A 17,097-nucleotide genomic window follows, 5' to 3' on the forward strand; every position below is an offset into this window, starting at 1 on the left:
GGCCTGACACAGCGCCATGATCCCGTCACACGACGTTGACAGAGCGGCGTTTTCTGTAAAGCGCAAGCGACTCCAAACGCGACATTCCCGGGCACAGCAGTGACAGTCGGTAGTCAAAACATCGACGGATTACGATTCCGTAACGAGCACGTGGCGTAAGGCGGCAAACACTGAGGGGTGGACCGGAACGGTCCACCCCTCGTCCGTGCCGGGCCTCAGCCCGACCGCGTCACCGCTGCTCGACCTCGCCCGGCGCGGGACGCTGCGCCGGCACCGACGGGTCGTCGGACTTCCAGTTAATCGTGGCCGGCGGGATCTCGTCGCTCAACGGGCCGCCCTCGCGCCCGACAGCCGGCTGCTCCGCCGTCGCGTCGTCGCGCACCGGCTCCTGGTCGACCCGGGTGTCGTCGGTGATCGGAGCGGCGCCGGCCCGGTGCCGGGCAGCGTCGCCCCCACCGTTGCCCCGCATCACCAGCAGGATGCCCGCCACCAGCGCGATCAGGCCGAGGACGCCCGCCACGATCGGCACCCACAGGCTGATCAGAGCGATCTTGAACCGGTTGTCCTTCGCCGTCTCGACGCTCTTGTTGATCGTCTCTTCGGTGGAGTTGAAGTCCGCGTCCAGCAGCACCGTCGGCGTGCCGGTGTCCGGGCGGAGCTCCTTGTGCTGCTGCTCCCGCACCTTGACGTACGAGCCGGTCACCGGGTCCACCCACAGGGTCCGCGTGTTGCTGTAGACGACCTGGCCGGTGGTGGCACCCGGCGCGAACTTGCCGACCAGCGTCTTGATGCTGCTCTCCGACGTGTTCAGCACCTGGTTCTCGATGCGCTGCTCGAACCGGTACGCCTCGAGGCCCTTGATGGTCTCGGTGCCGGTGAACTTCGCCGGCAGCGCCCGCTTGAGGTCACGGTCGAAGACCTGGTAATCCCGCTTCCCGGTGCCGAACGGGAACTTGTAGACCTGGCCGGAGTAGCTCACGTTGCCCACCGGGGTCTGCTCGGCGCCGCTCTCGTTGAGCCACTGCTCCTTCCACGGCGCCGCGGCACCGGACACCCGGAGGAGGGAGAGCTCGGTGCTGTACTGGCTGACAACCTCCTGGCTGTCGGCGCGCCGGACGGTCTGGTAGACGTTCCAGATCACCGCGTCGCCCTTGAGCTCCTTGGGCAGCCGGTCCTTGGTGTCCTCGGGCTGCGGAATGACCTCGACCGTGGAGACCAGCGTGGCCCGTGGGACGTCGACGCTGACCGAATCCCCGACCTTGGTGATCTTCAGGAACTGGGCGTCCTTCGCCTCGGCGACCGACGTGGTCGGCTCGAGATCGTACGGGAGCTTGGTCACAGCTGGAGCCACGTACAGCGGCAACCCGGCCGCGAAAACCAGCAACAAGACGCCCAGCCCAAAGAGCGCGGCGCCCACACGAAGCTTCACTCATCCTCCCGCAACCTGCCGCCCTACGACTGTCGCCGGGGGCACCCGATCCTTAACATGGCGGGAGGTTACTCTCCGGTCACCCTCAAAAGCGACCCCCTGGATGTCCAGATGTCCACAGCCGCCGCGCCACCTGCGTCGGAGCCATCGGCCAGCGGCCGACTTCCCGCCCTCGACGCGCTCCGCGCGGTCGGTGCGGCCGCCGTGGTCGGCCACCACGTCGGTTTCCACACCGGCGCGACCGCCACCGAGCAGTGGGGTGGATGGCTGGCACGGTTGGACGTCGGCGTCGCGATCTTCTTCGTGCTCTCCGGGTTCCTGCTGTTCCGGCCCTGGGCGCTGAGCGCCGCCACCGGCCGGACGCGCCCCGGCGCCGGCCGGTACCTGTGGCGCCGGGCGCTGCGGATCCTGCCCGCGTACTGGCTGGCGGTGACGGTCTGCCTGATCGTGCTCCCGCAGAACCGGCCCGCGTCGGCCGGGGACTGGCTGCGCCACTTCACCTTCACCCAGATCTACGAGCGGGGCCAGCTCCGGCACGGGCTCAGCCAGACCTGGAGCCTCGCGACCGAGGTGGCGTTCTACCTGATCCTGCCGCTGGTCGCCGCGCTGGCGGTGGGCCGCACCTGGCGACCGGTCCGCACCACGCTCATCGCGGCGGGCGGGGTCCTCGTGACGGCGGCCTGGCTGGCCGGGATGGCCGCGGGCTGGCTCGACACCGGCCTGCACACGACCTGGCTCCCCGCGTACGGGGCCTGGTTCGGTGCCGGCATGGCGCTGGCGGCGGCACACGTCGCGCTGCAGACCCGGACCGCCCCGGCCGCCTTCCGGATGCTGGACGACCTGGCCGCCGCACCGATCGCATGCTGGGTGGCGGCGGTCGGCCTGCTGGCGATCGCGACGACCCCGGTGGCCGGCCCGCGTGACCTCGCCGAGCCGACCGTGGCGGAGTTCGCCGTCAAGCTCACCCTGTACCTCGCCATCGGCGTGCTGATCCTGGTGCCGGTGGCGTTCGGCCGGCCGACCCGGACCCAGGCCGCCCTCGGTGCCGCGCCCGCCCGCTGGCTCGGCGCGGTCTCGTACGGGTTGTTCCTCTGGCACCCGCTCGTCCTCGAACTGATCTACCTCGTGGACGACCGCCCCCTGTTCACCGGCGGCCTGGTCAGCACGTTCGCCCTGACCATGGCGGGCGGCCTGGCCTACGCGGCGGTCAGCTACTACGGCATCGAGCGCCCGATCACGCTGCTCGGCACGCAGCGCCGACACCGGCCGGTCGCGCCTGTGCCGGACGCCCCGCTGCCTGCGGTCGGCCCGTCACGCTGAGCACCGTCGCCAGATCTGGGCATTGCCGCCGCCGACTGTTAACGCCTAGTGTGACGCGCGTCGCGGAAATATTACTTGAGAGTAGGACTCGCGTGGAGCACTACGCCGACACCCCCGGACACGTGCTGTTCCTCAACTGGCGGGACACCCGCAACCCCGAGGGCGGCGGTTCCGAGGTGTACGTCGAGCGGATCGCCGCCGAGCTGGTGGCCCGCGGCTTCCGCGTCAGCCTGTTCTGCGCCGCCCACGACCGGGCACCCGCGGACGAGGTCAACGACGCCGGCGTCCGCCTGGTACGGCGCGGCGGTCGGCACACGGTGTACCTGTGGGCGGCGCTCTGCTACGTCGCCGGCGCCCTCGGCCTCGGCCCCCTCTCGCGGCGGCGGGGCGGCCGACCGGACATCCTCGTGGACGTCTGCAACGGCCTGCCGTTCCTGGCACCGCTGTGGGCGCGGCGACCGGTGGTCAAGCTGATCCACCACGTCCACCGCGAGCAGTGGCCCGTCGTGCTGCCGCCCTGGGCCGCCCGCTTCGGCTGGTGGGTCGAGTCGTCGTTCGCCGTACGGATCTACCGCCGGTGCCGCTACGTCACCGTCTCCGAAGCCACCCGCCGCGAGCTGGCCACCCTCGGCGTGCCTCCGGAGCAGGTCTCCGTGGTGCACAACGGCACGCCGGCACTTCCCCGCACCGACGTCGAGCGGGCGCCGTTCCCCCTGCTCGTGACGCTCAACCGGCTGGTCCCGCACAAGCGCGTCGAAGTGGCGCTGCGCGCCGTCGCGGCCCTCGCCGACGAGCTGCCGCAGCTGCGGCTGGTCGTCGCCGGACAGGGCTGGTGGGAGCCACACCTGCACGAGGTCGCCGGCGACCTGGGCATCAGCGAGCGGGTGGAGTTCCGGGGCTTCGTCACGGAGGAGGAGAAGGCCGCCCTGCTCGCCTCGGCGTGGGTGGCGCTGACCCCGTCGCTCAAGGAGGGCTGGGGGCTGACCATCGTGGAGGCGGGATCGGCGGGCACCCCCACGGTCGCGTTCCGGGACGCGGGCGGCGTCGCCGAGGCCGTGGTGGACGGCCGCACCGGCCTGCTCGCCGACGACATCGACGACTACGTGGCCAAGGTGCGGATGCTGCTCTCGGAGCACGAGACCCGCGAGGCCATGGGCGCGCAGGCCCGGCAGCACGCCGCGTCGTTCACGTGGGAGGCCGCGGGCGGGCGCTTCGCGGCCATCGTGGCCGCGCAGGATGCGCCCCGCCGGGTTCACCGGCGGGGCGAACCGTCCTACCTGATGCCGTAGACCGTCGGGGCGTACGGATCCTTCTTGCCGGCCCGCTGGGCCGCCTCACGGACGCTCTTGGCCTCTTGGGCCGCCTCGACGTCGGTGGTGGTGGCGGCTGCCGCGATACCCCCGAGGGCCAGGACACCGAGCAACGCCGCGACCAGGCCCGAGACGAGCAGGGTGAGGGCTTTACGCATGCCAATCCTCCTATGGCGAGACGTGCGAGCGGACGTTACCACGCGGTAGGCCTCCGGCGTAGCGCCAAAAGTGCCGCACCGAGGACCACCAGGACGGCAGCCGTCAACGCCGCGACGACCGCCCACCGCGCCGGTCGGACGGGCGCCGGACGGGCCCCTGCCTTCGGATTGCGGTACAGCGTGAGGAAGGGACCGTCGTGGACGACCTGGAGGCCGGCGAGGGCCGCCGGGTCCACCCGGCCCGCCGAGCCGTGCTGGACGACCACCCAGCGCACCCCGGTCGCGGACACCGGCCGGCCCTCCCGCAGCAGGCGGCGGACCTCCCGGACGCGCGGGTTCTCCCCGGCCACCTCGAGGGTGCCGACCCGCAGCGTGTCGTCGGTGAGCACGGTCCCGGGCAGGTAGCGGGGCAGCGGGTCCAACACGACCCGATCCGGGTTCCACGGGTACGCCCGGTACGCGGACAGCGGCAGCGCCAGGATCTCCCCCTGCTCACCGGCCACCCGTCCGGCCACCACCCGCCAGTCCGCCGGATAGTCGACCGGACGCAGCCGACCCGCGCCACCGAAGGCGAGGTCCGGCATGGCGGCGACCGGCAGGAGCAGCAGCCCGACCAGGACCAGCCCGGCCACCTCCCGGTCGGCCCGTGCCGCCAGGCGCTCGGCGCCCAGCGCGACGCAGAGCACCAGCAGCAGCGCGTACGGGGCGAGGAACTTCTGTCCGTCGCGCAGCAGCCCGGCGCCCGGCACCTCCACCACCGCCCACCGCAGCAGCGCGGCCCCGCCGGGGAGCACGCCGAGCGCGGCGAGCAGGAAGCCCCCGGTGGCCAGGACCGCCAGCCGCCCGGCCGTGCCCGCCGGCAGTCGCCGCCGCAGCAGGCCGGCACCGGCCGCCGCGAGCGCCAGCAGCACCAGCGTCACCAGCGGCACCAGCGGCGCGGACCGGCTGCCGGGCGTGGCCTGGGCGCTCCAGATGCCACCGGTGCCGGCCAGCGCGACCAAGGGGCCGGCCCAGTTCTCCGCGCGGGCGGCGAAGGCCGCCACACCGGCCGGGTCGGAGGAACCGCCGGCCCCGGTGACCGCCGCCGCCACGATCCAGGGGGCGTTGAGGAGTGCGACGGCTCCCACCACGAGCGCCGACACCCGCTTCCGCTCCCGCCCCACGACCAGCAGGGCCACCGTGCCGAACGCGAGCAGACCGCCGGTCGGGGTGATCGCGGCGGGCGCCGCGACGAGCACCAGCCGGGGCGCCGCGCCCGGCACGCCCGCCCGTACCTGGAGCGCCGCGCGCACGATCCAGGGCAGGGCGGCGTACGCGACGAGCAGCCCCCACTGCCCGATCAGCAACCGTTCGGCGAGGTACGGCGTCCACGCGTACCCGACCGCGGCGAGCAGCCGCACCGCGCGCCGCTCCGTCGGCACCAGGCGACCGGCCCCGACGGCGGCCAGGAACACCGCCGCGACGAGCGCCAGCCGCTGGAGGAGCCAGCCCGGCAGGAGCTGGGTGGCGACGGAGACCACCGCGTCCATCGGCACCGCGCGCGGCAGGCTCTGCGCCGGCGCGACCAGGTCCCAGCTCAGCGGCTGCCGGGGCACGAACACCATGTCGTACAGCAGCACGTAGCCGGGCAGCGCCAGCGGGGCGAGGACCAGCGCGCTGACGACGGCGGCGACGACGTACAGCGACGCCGGGCGGCTCCGGACGGTGGGGGGCATGGGATCGGGACTCAGGAGGCCGGCACCAGCCTTCCGATGGTGATCACGTTGGTGCAGACCCCGACGTTCGGATCGTCCACCGTGACCTGGACGGCGTCCCCCGCCCCCTCGAGGTTGAAGTAGACCTCGTTGAGGCCGCGCCGGAGGTTGATCTCCCGCTTCGCCTCACCCAGCCGGAACGTCGCCGTGGAGTCCCCGGAGCTGAGATAGCCGAAGTAGACCACGTACGGCCACTCCTCCAGCGGCCCGTCCAGCGGGATCCGGGTGGTGCGCCCACCCGTGACCAGGTGCCCGCAGTCGGGCACGCCACCGGGCACGATCTTCCGGCCCTGGACGGCGGCGGGCCGGATCCGGCCGGCGTCGTCGAACATCGACGGCCGTTGCGCCTCCGTCACGAACACCGGTCGGCGCTCCGCCGGGCGGAAGAAGTGCGACTGCCGGTTGTCCGGCCAGAAGTACCCGGCGACCACCCGGTCGGGCACGAGACCGTCCAGGAAGACCGTCCCCGGCGGGGCCGCCGCCAGTTCCTCCTGGGCGGTGGCCAGGTACTCGCGGCCGTGCTTGGTCCGCCAGTTGTCGCCGAACCGGGCGGTGGTCCAGAGCGTGCCGACCCCGATCGTCACCAGCACGGCGATCATCGCGACCAGCCCGACGGCGAACGCGCCGGGCTCGCGCAGCACGGTCGGCACCGGCCAGGCGCTGACGTCGGCCTCCTCCGCGTCGGCGCGGCCGAGCAGGGCCGCTCCCACGCAGATCGCGGCGACCACCACCACGTCGGCGACGTACCGGGGCACCAGACCGGCGAGCGGGCTGAGCACGTCGCCCAGGCGGGTGGCGGCGAACAGCGCCGAGACCATCGCGACGTACGACAGCAGGAGCAGCCACGCCCGACCGGCCGACGGGCGCCGCCGCACGGTCACGACCACCACCGCGAGCAGCGCCGCCCAGGACAACCACTTCGCCACGTCGTACGGGTCCACGAGCGGCGGCCCGTCGCCGGCGTACGTCCACCGCCACGGGCCGCCCAGCAGCCCGGGGATCAGCGTCTCCCCGATCAGGTCCCCGAGGAACCCGAGGACCTCGCCGACCGACTGCGGGCCGATCAGTTCCCCGGCCGGTCGGGACAGGTAGAACGCCAGGTAGCCCCCCGAGAGCACAGCCAGGATCAGCCAGGCCGGCCAGTGCCGGCGGACGGTCTGCACCAGGGCCCGCCCCGCCCCGCCCGACGTGAACAGGAAGAGCGTCAGCAGGAACAGCAGCGGCGCGATCAGCAGCGCCTTGGTGTCGAACAGCAGGCCGAAGACCAGCCACAGCGCGACGGTGACCAGGTGCCGCTTCCGCCCCGTCCGCACGTACCGCACGTGGGCCTTGATGGCGAGCACCATCGCCAGCTGCACGGGCAGCAGCAGCAGTCCCACCAGCCAGAGCGAGGAGACCTCCAGCGTCAGCGGGCTGAACAGGAACATGCACAGCGGGATCAGCAGGCCCCAGCCGGGACGCAGCAGGTCGCGCAGCAACCGGTAGAAGGCGATGCTGACCGCGGCCTGGCCGACGGCCAGGAGCGCCACCCACGGCCAGACGGTGAATCCGGCCGCCCGGACCATCAGCCACGCCGCCAGCAGGCCGCCCGGCATCAGGTGGTTGTTGAAGGTCTGGAGGAGGAAGTCCGGTGTCAGTTGCGTGTCAATGGCCCGGGCGGCGATCACGAACTCGTCCTGGGAGAACCATCCACGGGTGGCGAGCCCCGCCCGCCACGCCACGGCGACGACGATCAGGGCGACCGCGACGGCACGGACGCGGTCGGCGCGGAGCCACCGCCCAGGCGACCAGCGTCCACCGCCGGCCGGCGCGGCCGGTTCCGGACGCGTCACGGCCTCAGCTTCTGGCATTGACATGGTCGGCAGCCTGCCACACGCTTACACGCCGTGGGGACCGCCGTTCTCCCGATACGCCACCCCAGCGCCCCAGGTCGCCGCCCGGTACGTTGTCCGGCTACCCTCTCGCGACACCGCCAGGCATGGGCGGCGCGTCAGGACGGCGGAGACAGGAGCCGAGATGCGTGCAGAGGTGACAGATGGCACCGATCCGGGGCTGAGCCGGACACGGCGTAACGCTCGGCGCTTCCGGCACCTGACCATCTGCATCGCGCTCTCCGCGCTCGCCTTCCAGCAGGCTCCCGGCCTGATCGTGCCGGACACCAAGGTCGACCTCAACGTCAATCCCGCCGGCTGGCTGCTCCGCTCGCTGCACCTGTGGGATCCCGACGGTACGTTCGGCCAACTCCAGAACCAGGCGTACGGATACCTCTGGCCGATGGGACCGTTCTTCCTCGTCGGCTCGGAGCTCGGCCTGGCCCCGTGGGTGGTCCAGCGGCTGTGGTGGGCGCTGCTGTTCTGCGTCGCGTACCTGGGCGCGGTCCGGTTGGCCGGCCGGCTCGGCATCGGCACGCCCGCCGGCCGCATGATCGCCGGTGTCGCGTTCGCGCTCTCGCCCCGCATCCTGACCCAGCTCGGCTGGTCGTCCGTGGAGGCCTGGCCCAGCGCGGTCGCGCCGTGGGTGCTGATCCCCCTGGTGGGCCTGGCCCGGGGAGCCCCGCTGCGACGCGCCGTCGCCGGATCCGCGTTCGCCGTCGCCTGCGCCGGTGGGGTCAACGCGACTGCGGTGTTCGCGGTCGTCCCGCTCGCCGTGCTCTGGCTGGCCACACTGCGGCCGGTACGCCTCCGGCTCACCGCGCTCGCCGCCTGGTGCGGTGCGGTCGTCCTGGCCACCGCGTGGTGGCTGGTGCCGCTGCTCACCCTCGGCCGGTACAGCCCGCCGTTCCTCGACTACATCGAGACCGCCCGCTTCACCACCAGCGTCACGGACACGGTCACGGTCCTGCGGGGCACCTCGTACTGGGTGGCGTACCTGGGCAACCCGTTCGGGCCGACGATCCCGGCCGGAGCCCGACTCGCCACCGAGGCGCTGCTCATCGTCGCCACCCTGGTGGTCGCCGGCCTGGGCGTGCTGGGGCTGTCCCGGCGCGGGATGCCCCACCGCCGGTTCCTCGTCACCGGCCTGGTGCTCGGGGCGGCCATGGTCGGCCTCGGCCACCTCGGCGACCTGCCGAACGCCTTCGCCGAGCCGCAGCGCCAGTTCCTCGACGCGGCCGGCGCACCACTGCGCAACGTGCACAAGTTCGACGTCCTGCTGCGCCTGCCGCTGGCGCTCGGCGTGGCGCACCTGATCGGCCTGACGGTGCGCGCCGCGCGGACCGCGCCCGCACGTCGACGTCGCCGGACGGCGGCACGCGCGTGGCTGACCGCGGGGGTGGCGATGGCGGCCGTCGCCGGCGTGGCCTCACCGGCGCTCGCCGGCGGGCTCTCGACCCCCGGCAGCGTCCGCGACGTCCCCGGCTACTGGCAGGAAGCCGCCGACTGGCTGGACGCGAACAGCGACGGCGGGCGGGTGCTCGTCGTCCCCGGTGCCCGCTTCCCCTCCTACGACTGGGGCAACACCACCGACGAGATCACCCAACCGCTGCTGGACGGCCCCTGGGCGGTCCGTAACGCCATCCCGTTCACCCCGCCGACCACGATCCGGCTGCTCGACGCGATCGAGTCCGCGTTGGCCACCGGCGCGGGCTCGGCCGGGCTCGCCGACCTGCTCGCCCGCTCGGGCGTCAGTCACGTCCTGTTCCGCGCCGACCTCGACCACGGCCGCTCGGACACGGCGCGCCCGCTGGTCGTCCGCCAGGCGCTGGAACGGTCGTCCGGCCTGACCCGGGTCGCGACCTTCGGGCCGGTACGCGGCGGCCCACCCGAGGGCACGCACCGCGACCAGGGCCTCGACGCTCCGGTGCGGGCCCTCGAGATGTACCGGGTCGATCGCCCCGTCGAGCGGGTCGTCGCGTACGACAGCGCGGACGTCACGACGGTGGTGGGCGGGCCCGAATCGCTTCTCGACCTCGCCGCGGCCGGGCAACTCTCCGCGGCGCCCACCATCCTCGCCGGTGACCTGCCCGAGGGCGGGCCGCCCGGTGCGGTCACCCTCACCGACGGGCTCCGCAAGCGGGACGTGTCGTTCGGCCGGCTGCGCGACAACACGTCCGCGACCCTCACCGCCGCCGACACCTACGACGTGCCGGCGCCGGCCCACGACTACCTGCCGGAGTGGGGCGCCGAGCAGAGCACGGTCGCGCGCTTCGAGGGCATCGACGCGGTCCAGGCGTCCTCCGCCCGCTCCCAGGTGGGGGTACGCGGCGGCGCCCGGCCCGAACACCAGCCGTACGCGGCGATCGACGGGGACGTCACGACGTCCTGGCAGTCCGACCCGGACGCCGGCGGCACCGGGCAGTGGCTCCAGATCAACCTCGCCAACCCGACCCGGGTCACCGAGGTGCGCGTCCGCTTCGACCTGACCGCCGACACCGTGCCGACGAAGGTGACCGTGACGGCCGGCTTCGAGGCGCTGTCCGTCGAGTCGTTCGGCGACAGCATGACGTTCGCCCTGCCCGGCGTCCACGCCACCCGGGACGTCCGCATCGCCATCGACGGCACCATCGGGACGGGCCGCGGCGGCGGCGCCGTCGGCATCGCCGAGGTCGAGATTCCCGGCATCCGCACCAGCCGCACCCTGGCGCTGCCGGCCGCCCCCGCCACCGACCGACCGGCGGCGCTGGTCGTCTCGGCAGCGCCGACCACGCCGGCCTGCTTCTTCGTCGACGGCCGGCCCCGCTGCTCGACCGACGCCGCCCGGGGTTCCGAGGACGGCCGGACCATCGACCGCACGGCGACCCTGCCGGCCGCCGGCACGTACGCCCCCCGGATCTGGGCGCGCCCGACGCCGGGTGACACGCTGAACGCGGCCCTCGACGAGGAGGTCGCCGCGGCTCAGGCGCTGCGGCTCGCGCCCACGGTGACCGCCTCCTCCACGGCCGTGCCCGACCCGGCCGCCCGACCGGGCGCCGTGCTCGACGGGAATCCGGCGACCGCCTGGTCCCCCGCCATCACCGACGAGGCCCCGATCCTGCGTCTGAAGTGGCTCCGGCCGCAGCTCATCACGGGTCTGCGGTTCTCGCTTCCCGCCAACACGGCCGCCACGAAGGTGGGCAGCGTCCGGGTGGTCGGCGACGACGGCGTCCGGGGTGGGCTGCTGGGCACCGGCGGCTTCCTCACCATGGATCCGCCGATGCGGACCGACGAGATCACCATCCAGTTCCTCGACAAGCCCTCCGTCTACAGCAGCGACCCGTACGGTTTGCGCGCCCCGGAGCCACTGCCGGTCGCGGTCGGTGAGATCGCCATCCTGCCGGCGGCACCCACCGTGCGGCCCAAGCTGGACGCGGCCGTCCGGCTCGCCTGCGGCACCGGACCGACGGTGGAGGCCGGCGGAGCCCGCGTCGCCACCGCGCTCCGGGCCAGCCTGCGGGACCTGCTGGAACTGCGCGAGGTGCCGGCGGAGCCGTGCGGCCGTGGCACGCCCCGGCAGATCCGGCTCGCCGAGGGCGACCAGCGCCTCGTCGCCTCGGCCAGCCGCCTGGCCGCACCCACCCGGGTCGCCCTGGTGCCGCAGGCGACCCGGACCGCCGGCGCGGCGACGTCGACCGCCGTCCAGGTCTCCTCGTGGGAGGCCACCGAGCGGCGGGTACGCGTCGGCCAGCACGCCGCCGACCGCGTCCTCGCCGTCCGGGAGAACACCAACCTCGGCTGGGAGGCCACCGTGGCGGGCAAGCCGCTGCGGCCGGTCGTCGTCGACGGCTGGCAGCAGGGCTGGCTGCTGCCCGCGGGCGTCTCCGGTGAGGTCGTCCTGCGCTTCGCGCCGGACGGCCCGTACCGGGTGGGCCTGCTGGCCGGTGGTGTCCTGCTCCTGTCGGTCGTGCTCCTGGCGGTGCTCCCCGACCGCCGCCGGGGCGGCCGCGCGCCGGCCCGCCCGGTCCGACGCCGGGCGGCCCGGTCCGTCCCGCTGCTGGCCGTCGGCGCCGTCGCGCTGGTGATGCTCGGCGGCCTCGTCGGCGGCCTGCTCGTCGCCGCCGGTGTCCTGCTGGCCGTACCCGGCTCGATCCCGCTGCCCCGGTCGGCGGATCCACGCCGGGTCCGGACCGTCACCCGGATCGCGGAGACGTGGCTTCCGGCCGCCCTCCTCGTCCTGGCGGGCTGGGCGTACGTCGACTCCGGGCAGCGCCACACCGCAGCCCTCCCGCAACTGCTCGCGCTCCTCGCCCTCGGCTGCCTCTGGCTGTCGACGACCGTGCGACGCCGCCCCGTACGGCGCACGCCTCCACGTCCGGCCGGATCGGCGGCGCCGCCCGCCCCGCCGCGGCAGCGCCATCCGGGGACCACCGAATGGCGCGACTCCGACCTCTCGGCGATCACGTGAGCCGGCCCGCGGACGGTGCCGACGTGACACGGCCGCGGGCGGTGGTCGCCGCCGTGCGGGCGCTGGGCACGGCCGGCCTCGCCGTCACCGCCGCCGGGATCCTGGGGAACGGTCTCGCCTACGTGGCACCGGTCCTGGCCGCCCGGCAGCTCGGCGCGGCCGACCTCAGCGCCCTCGCCACGGCCCTCGGCCTGATCGCCATCGCGAGCGTGCCGGGATTCGGCCTGCAGCTCGCCGTCGCGGTGCACCACGCCCGGCACGGCCCCTCGGCCACCCGCCGGGCCGCCCTGGTGACCGCCACGCTCTGCGCGGGGGCGCTGGTCGCGGCCACTCCACTGCTCACCACCTCCCTGCGTCTCCCGGTCGAGGTTCCGGTCCTGTCCGCGATCACCACGGCGGCCATCGTGCTCTCCTGCCGTCCCCTCGGGGAACTCCAGGGCGGGCAGCGGTTCGTCCGGCTCGCCGTCGGCATGGTCCTGCTGGCCGTCGGCCGGTACGGGGGCGTACTCGTCGGCCTGCTCCTGGGCCTCGGGCTGACCGGGTCGTTGCTGCTCGGCGCGGTGTCCGCCGTCCTCACCCCGCTCGCGCTCGCCGTGCTGGCCCGGCCGACCAGCGCGCCGGCCGCACCGGCGGCCCCGCCGCTCGGCGCCGGCCGGATCCTCACCGGCTGCGGCGCGACGCTCGCCATGCTCGTCGTCTCGTACGCGGACCTGCTCCTCGCCCGTCAGCTGCTGTCGGCCGACGAGTCGGGCGGGTACGCGGTGGGGACGGTGCTCACGAAGGGTGCGCTCTGGGCGCCACAGGTGGCGACCGTGCTCGCACTGCCCCGGCTGGCCCGGGGCGACCGGCGCAGCCGGACGGTCGCACTCGCCGTCACCGGCGGTTGCGGGCTGCTGCTGGTGCTCGCCTCGGCGTACGCCGGGGGTCTGGCGTTCCGGCTCGCCGGCGGCCCGGACTACACCCACCTCGGCGCGTACGCGCCGCTCTTCGCCGCCGTCGGGGCGCTCTATGCGGTCGTGTTCGTCCTGCTGAACGCCGCGGTCGCGGCCGGGGTCCGCTGGCCCGCCGCGCCCCTGTGGGTAGGGAGCGTCGTCCTGGTGGTCGCCGCGGTGTCGGTCGCGCCGCGCACGGTGGCCGGCCTGCTCTGGTGCGCCCTCGGCACCGCCGTCGTCATGACGCTCGCGATGGCCGTCCGCGCGCGGCTGTCCCCTTCGTCCCGCGCCGAGCAGCCGGCTCCGACCCCTCCCTACGCGCACGACCAGGGCTGACGTGCCCGGATCAGCCCTCGGCGAGCCAGCGGTGCAGCAGGTGGTGGTCGATCGAGTCGACCCGACCGAGCGGCCGACCGGCGGCCGACCGCTCCCGCAGCTCGGCGCGGGTGAACCAGCGCGCCTCCAGCAGCTCCTGGCCGTCCACCCGTACCTCCTCGGACGCCGCGGTGGCCCGGAACCCCACCATCAGCCCGGCCGGGAACGGCCAGGCCTGCGAGCCCTGGTACGCGACGTCCGTCACGACCACGCCGGCCTCCTCGGCCATCTCGCGCCGGACCGCGTCCTCCAGGCTCTCGCCCACCTCGACGAAGCCGGCCAGCGTCGAGTACGCGCCCTCGGGCGCGCCGGCGTGCCGGGCCAGGAGGCACCGGCCCGGCGATCCGGGGGCCTCCACCAGCACGATGATCGCCGGTTCGATCCGGGGGAAGAACAGCCGGCCGCAGTCCGCTGCGACGCAGCGACGGACGTGCCCGGCCTCCCGGGCCTCGGTCGGCCCGCCGCACGTCCCGCAGTACCGCTGCTGCCGGTGCCAGTGCAGCAGGCCCCGTGCGTACGCCTGGGTGGCCGCCTCGGCGGGGGTGAGCCCCCCGACGAGTGTCCGCACGTCGGCGACTCCGGTCGCGCCGGCCAGCTCGCGGGCGGCGTCCTCGGTCAGCCCGGACAGGTCCACCGCGAAGACCGGCTCCCCGGCGTCCAGGCCCAGGAAGACGGCCTCGTCCGCCACGGCGCGCGCCTGCGCCGCCCGGTCACCGGCCAGCCGGACCGGGGCCTCCCCGGCCACCAGGCAGTGGTCCCGCCAGAGGGCCAGCACCCGGGTACCGGGCCCGGCCAGCAACGCCGCCACCCGCTCCGGGTCGGCCCGCAGCGCCCCCGCCCGGTCCACCCATCCTCCGCCGTACGCCAGGACCGCGTCGTCCACCCGCATGCCCACACCGTTTCATGGCCGCCACCGTGAGCGACAATCGGGTGGCCCGCGACACGCGGCGCCGGGACAGGTGGGGCGCAGGCTGCCACCGTGCCGACACGTTGGTTACCGTAGTTGTCTTCCGGGCGGGAAACCCGCTCGTGTGGTACGCCCCCGATCGAGGTGACTGTGACGCTGTACGGCGAAAGAACTCCGCCCGCCGATGACCGGCCCACCGTGCAGGTGACCGCGGTGCAGTGGCCGGTCGAGGAGTCGGGGCCCCCCGGGCCGGCCGGTTGGCGGGGTGGCGGGCGGTCCCGCCGCACCCGGATGCTGCTCGCGACCGGGCTCGCGACCGTGGTGCTCGCCTCCGTGGGCGGTGTCGGCGCGTACGCGTACGCCGGTGACGTGCCGCGCGGCACGACGGTGCTCGGCGCCGAACTCGGCGGCCGGAGCCGGGCGGACGCCGCGCGCGAGCTCCGCGCCGAGCTGGAGCGACGCGCGGCCGAGCTCGGCGCACCGCTGCCCGTACGCGTCGGCGAGCGCACCGCCGAGATCAACCCGGCCGACGTCGGGCTCGCGGTCGACGTCGACGCCACCGTGGCGGCCGCCGCGGAGGCGGAGGCGCACGCGGTCGACCGGCTGGTCGGGTCCCGCTCGGTGCAGCCGGTGGTGACCGTGGACGTGGCCCGCCTCGACGCGGCACTCAAGAAGATCGTGGGCGACCAGGGCCGCAAGATGACCATGCCGGCGATCACCTGGAGCGGGCTGACGCCGAAGGCGGTGCATCCGAAGCCCAGCCTCGCGCTCGACCCGGAGCGTTCGGCGCAGGCGGTACGGGAGGGTTGGCTCAGCGACCAGCCGGTCACCGTCCCGCTGATCGAGAAGCACCCGGCGACCACCGCCGAGGAAGTCGACAAGATGGTGGCCGAGCTGGCGAAGCCCGCGGTGGCCGCGCCGGTCACGCTGACCACGGACAAGGGCTCGGTGACGATCCCGCCGGCGGCCATCGCGAGGAGCCTGCGGTTCAGCACCGACGACGCCGGCAAGCTGAGCGCGCGGGTGGACGTCAAGCGGCTCCGCGCGGCGCTCGGCGACGACCTGGCCAAGGTCGAGGTGCCACCGCAGGACGCGCGCATGACGCTCACCGGCGGCAAGCCGAAGATCATCGACGGCAAGGCCGGGCAGCAGCTCGACACCAGCACGCTCGGGGAGGCCCTGCTCGCGGTCCTGCCGCTGGCGGACGGCCGCAAGGTCACCGGCACGCTCAAGCCGGCGCAGCCGGAGCTGACCGCGGAGAAGCTGGCCGGGCTGGGCGTCAAGGAGCGGGTCTCCACCTTCACCACCAGATTCCCCGGTGGGCTCTCGTCGCCGCGCAGCCAGAACATCATCACCGCCGCCAAGGACGTCGACAACACACTCGTCCTGCCCGGCGAGACGTTCTCGCTCAACGGGCACACGGGGGAGCGCGGCTACGCCCAGGGCTACAAGGACGCCCCGGTCATCCTCAACGGCAAGCTGGTGCCCGGCGTCGGCGGCGGCGTCTCGCAGTTCACCACGACGCTGTTCAACGCCACCTACTACGCCGGGTTGCAGGACGTCGAGCACAAGCCGCACTCGTTCTACTTCAGCCGCTACCCGGCCGTCATCGAGTCGACCATCTTCTACCCCGACCTGGACTTCAAGTTCCGGAACAACACCGACCACGGGGTCCTGATCGACACCTCGTACACGGCGAGCACCATCACCGTCTCGATCTGGAGCACGAAGATCTGGGACAGCGTGAAGACCGAGTACAGCCCGCGCCGCAACATCACCAAGCCGAAGACGGTCTACCTGGAGCCCGGCCCCGACTGCATCGCCGCCGTCGGCAGCGACGGCTTCGCCCAGGACGCCTTCCGGGTGTTCCGGAAGGACGGCAAGGTGGTCAAGCGGGAGAAGTTCACCTGGCGCTACGACGCCGAGCCGCGCTTCATCTGCGCGCCCGAACCCTCCTGACCGCCGTCCCACACCAGCTCCACAGGGCCCCGCCGGCATCCTCGCCGGCGGGGCTCCCCTTTGGGACCTTTGGGGAGTACGCACACCGCGTCCCGCCCTCCACCACGCGACCATCCCGCCTCCTACGGCGGCGGAGCCGCTGGATCCGCCGCAACCCGAGATCTTGGAACGAAATGGCCCCCAGAGGGGCCGAAATCTTCCAAGATCTCGCGAAGCGGGTCCAAGCGCTCGCTACAGCTCTGCGGACCGGTGGTGGGGCTGCACGCCTGAGAGCCCGCCCGGCAGAGTGACGGCGGCGGTCGTGTCGGTAGCGGCCACGAAGCCGGCCAACATCCCCGGTGCCCGGTGCGCCATCGGCCCCGCTGTTCGAGGTGTGGTCCGGCGCCGGGCGGCGGTCGTGGTCGTCTCGATGCCGGCGGCATCGGGGTGACCGCGGCAGGCTGATGGCGCAATGACAGCGGCATCGAGTCGGCCTTGCCGTTGCGGCAGGCGCTTGTTTCGGGGGTGGAAACGCGTTCAGGGCCACCCCTTTGGCGGGGTGGCCCTGAACGGAAAGGATGTCCGGCGGTGTCCTACTCTCCCACACCCTCCCGAGTGCAGTACCATCGGCGCTGGAGGGCTTAGCTTCCGGGTTC

10 protein-coding genes and 1 rRNA gene are annotated in these 17,097 nt (G+C 73.9%); 5 read left to right on the plus strand and 6 right to left on the minus strand.

The features are described 5' to 3' along the window. Window positions 1-229: 229 nt before the first annotated feature. A complete protein-coding gene (locus ACTMS0_RS23270; RefSeq protein ID WP_441157371.1) occupies window positions 230-1,429 on the minus strand; it encodes a DUF3068 domain-containing protein in 1,200 nt (399 codons plus the stop codon). A gap of 111 nt (window positions 1,430-1,540) precedes the next feature. On the opposite strand from ACTMS0_RS23270, the gene ACTMS0_RS23275 reads away from it, so the two are divergent. Both ACTMS0_RS23275 and ACTMS0_RS23280 read left to right on the plus strand, forming a co-directional pair. Further along, on the plus strand, window positions 1,541-2,749 hold the full coding sequence (locus tag ACTMS0_RS23275) for an acyltransferase family protein (RefSeq protein ID WP_441157372.1): 1,209 nt from the start codon (window positions 1,541-1,543) through the stop codon (window positions 2,747-2,749). Between the two features lie 92 nt (window positions 2,750-2,841). Further along, window positions 2,842-4,038 carry a glycosyltransferase family 4 protein gene (locus tag ACTMS0_RS23280; protein ID WP_441157373.1) on the plus strand — a complete coding sequence of 399 codons (1,197 nt, stop codon included), beginning with the start codon at window positions 2,842-2,844 and terminating at the stop codon, window positions 4,036-4,038. Here the strand turns inward: ACTMS0_RS23280 and ACTMS0_RS23285 are convergent. From ACTMS0_RS23285 to ACTMS0_RS23295, 3 genes are read right to left on the minus strand one after another with little or no spacing between them, the layout of a single operon-like run. After that, window positions 4,023-4,217: a hypothetical protein gene (locus ACTMS0_RS23285; protein ID WP_441157374.1), complete on the minus strand. Its 195-nt coding sequence runs from the start codon at window positions 4,215-4,217 to the stop codon at window positions 4,023-4,025. The genes ACTMS0_RS23280 and ACTMS0_RS23285 overlap by 16 nt on opposite strands. Before the next feature lie 35 nt (window positions 4,218-4,252). Continuing rightward, window positions 4,253-5,932: a hypothetical protein gene (locus ACTMS0_RS23290; RefSeq protein ID WP_441157375.1), complete on the minus strand. Its 1,680-nt coding sequence runs from the start codon at window positions 5,930-5,932 to the stop codon at window positions 4,253-4,255. A gap of 11 nt (window positions 5,933-5,943) precedes the next feature. Further along, window positions 5,944-7,821 carry a hypothetical protein gene (locus ACTMS0_RS23295; RefSeq protein WP_441157385.1) on the minus strand — a complete coding sequence of 626 codons (1,878 nt, stop codon included), beginning with the start codon at window positions 7,819-7,821 and terminating at the stop codon, window positions 5,944-5,946. Between the two features lie 166 nt (window positions 7,822-7,987). On the opposite strand from ACTMS0_RS23295, the gene ACTMS0_RS23300 reads away from it, so the two are divergent. Together ACTMS0_RS23300 and ACTMS0_RS23305 are read left to right on the plus strand one after the other, a co-directional pair. Further along, on the plus strand, window positions 7,988-12,289 hold the full coding sequence (locus ACTMS0_RS23300; RefSeq protein ID WP_441157376.1) for an alpha-(1->3)-arabinofuranosyltransferase: 4,302 nt from the start codon (window positions 7,988-7,990) through the stop codon (window positions 12,287-12,289). Then, window positions 12,256-13,557, plus strand: a complete 1,302-nt coding sequence (locus ACTMS0_RS23305) for a polysaccharide biosynthesis protein (protein ID WP_441157377.1) — start codon at window positions 12,256-12,258, stop codon at window positions 13,555-13,557. Before ACTMS0_RS23300 ends, ACTMS0_RS23305 begins: the two co-directional genes overlap by 34 nt. A 10-nt stretch (window positions 13,558-13,567) precedes the next feature. Here ACTMS0_RS23305 and nudC read toward each other — a convergent pair whose 3' ends face one another. Continuing rightward, window positions 13,568-14,485: an NAD(+) diphosphatase gene (nudC, locus tag ACTMS0_RS23310; RefSeq protein WP_441157378.1), complete on the minus strand. Its 918-nt coding sequence runs from the start codon at window positions 14,483-14,485 to the stop codon at window positions 13,568-13,570. 162 nt (window positions 14,486-14,647) lie between these two features. Between nudC and ACTMS0_RS23315 the strand changes: the two genes are divergently transcribed. Beyond that, window positions 14,648-16,462, plus strand: a complete 1,815-nt coding sequence (locus ACTMS0_RS23315; protein ID WP_441157379.1) for a VanW family protein — start codon at window positions 14,648-14,650, stop codon at window positions 16,460-16,462. Window positions 16,463-17,021: 559 nt separating this feature from the next. On the opposite strand, the gene rrf is transcribed toward ACTMS0_RS23315, so the two are convergent. Continuing rightward, a 5S ribosomal RNA gene (gene rrf / locus ACTMS0_RS23320) occupies window positions 17,022-17,097 on the minus strand; the annotation flags it as partial.

It is taken from the genome of Micromonospora sp. H33 (genome assembly GCF_052068455.1).
Classification (GTDB): Bacteria; Actinomycetota; Actinomycetes; order Mycobacteriales; family Micromonosporaceae; genus Micromonospora.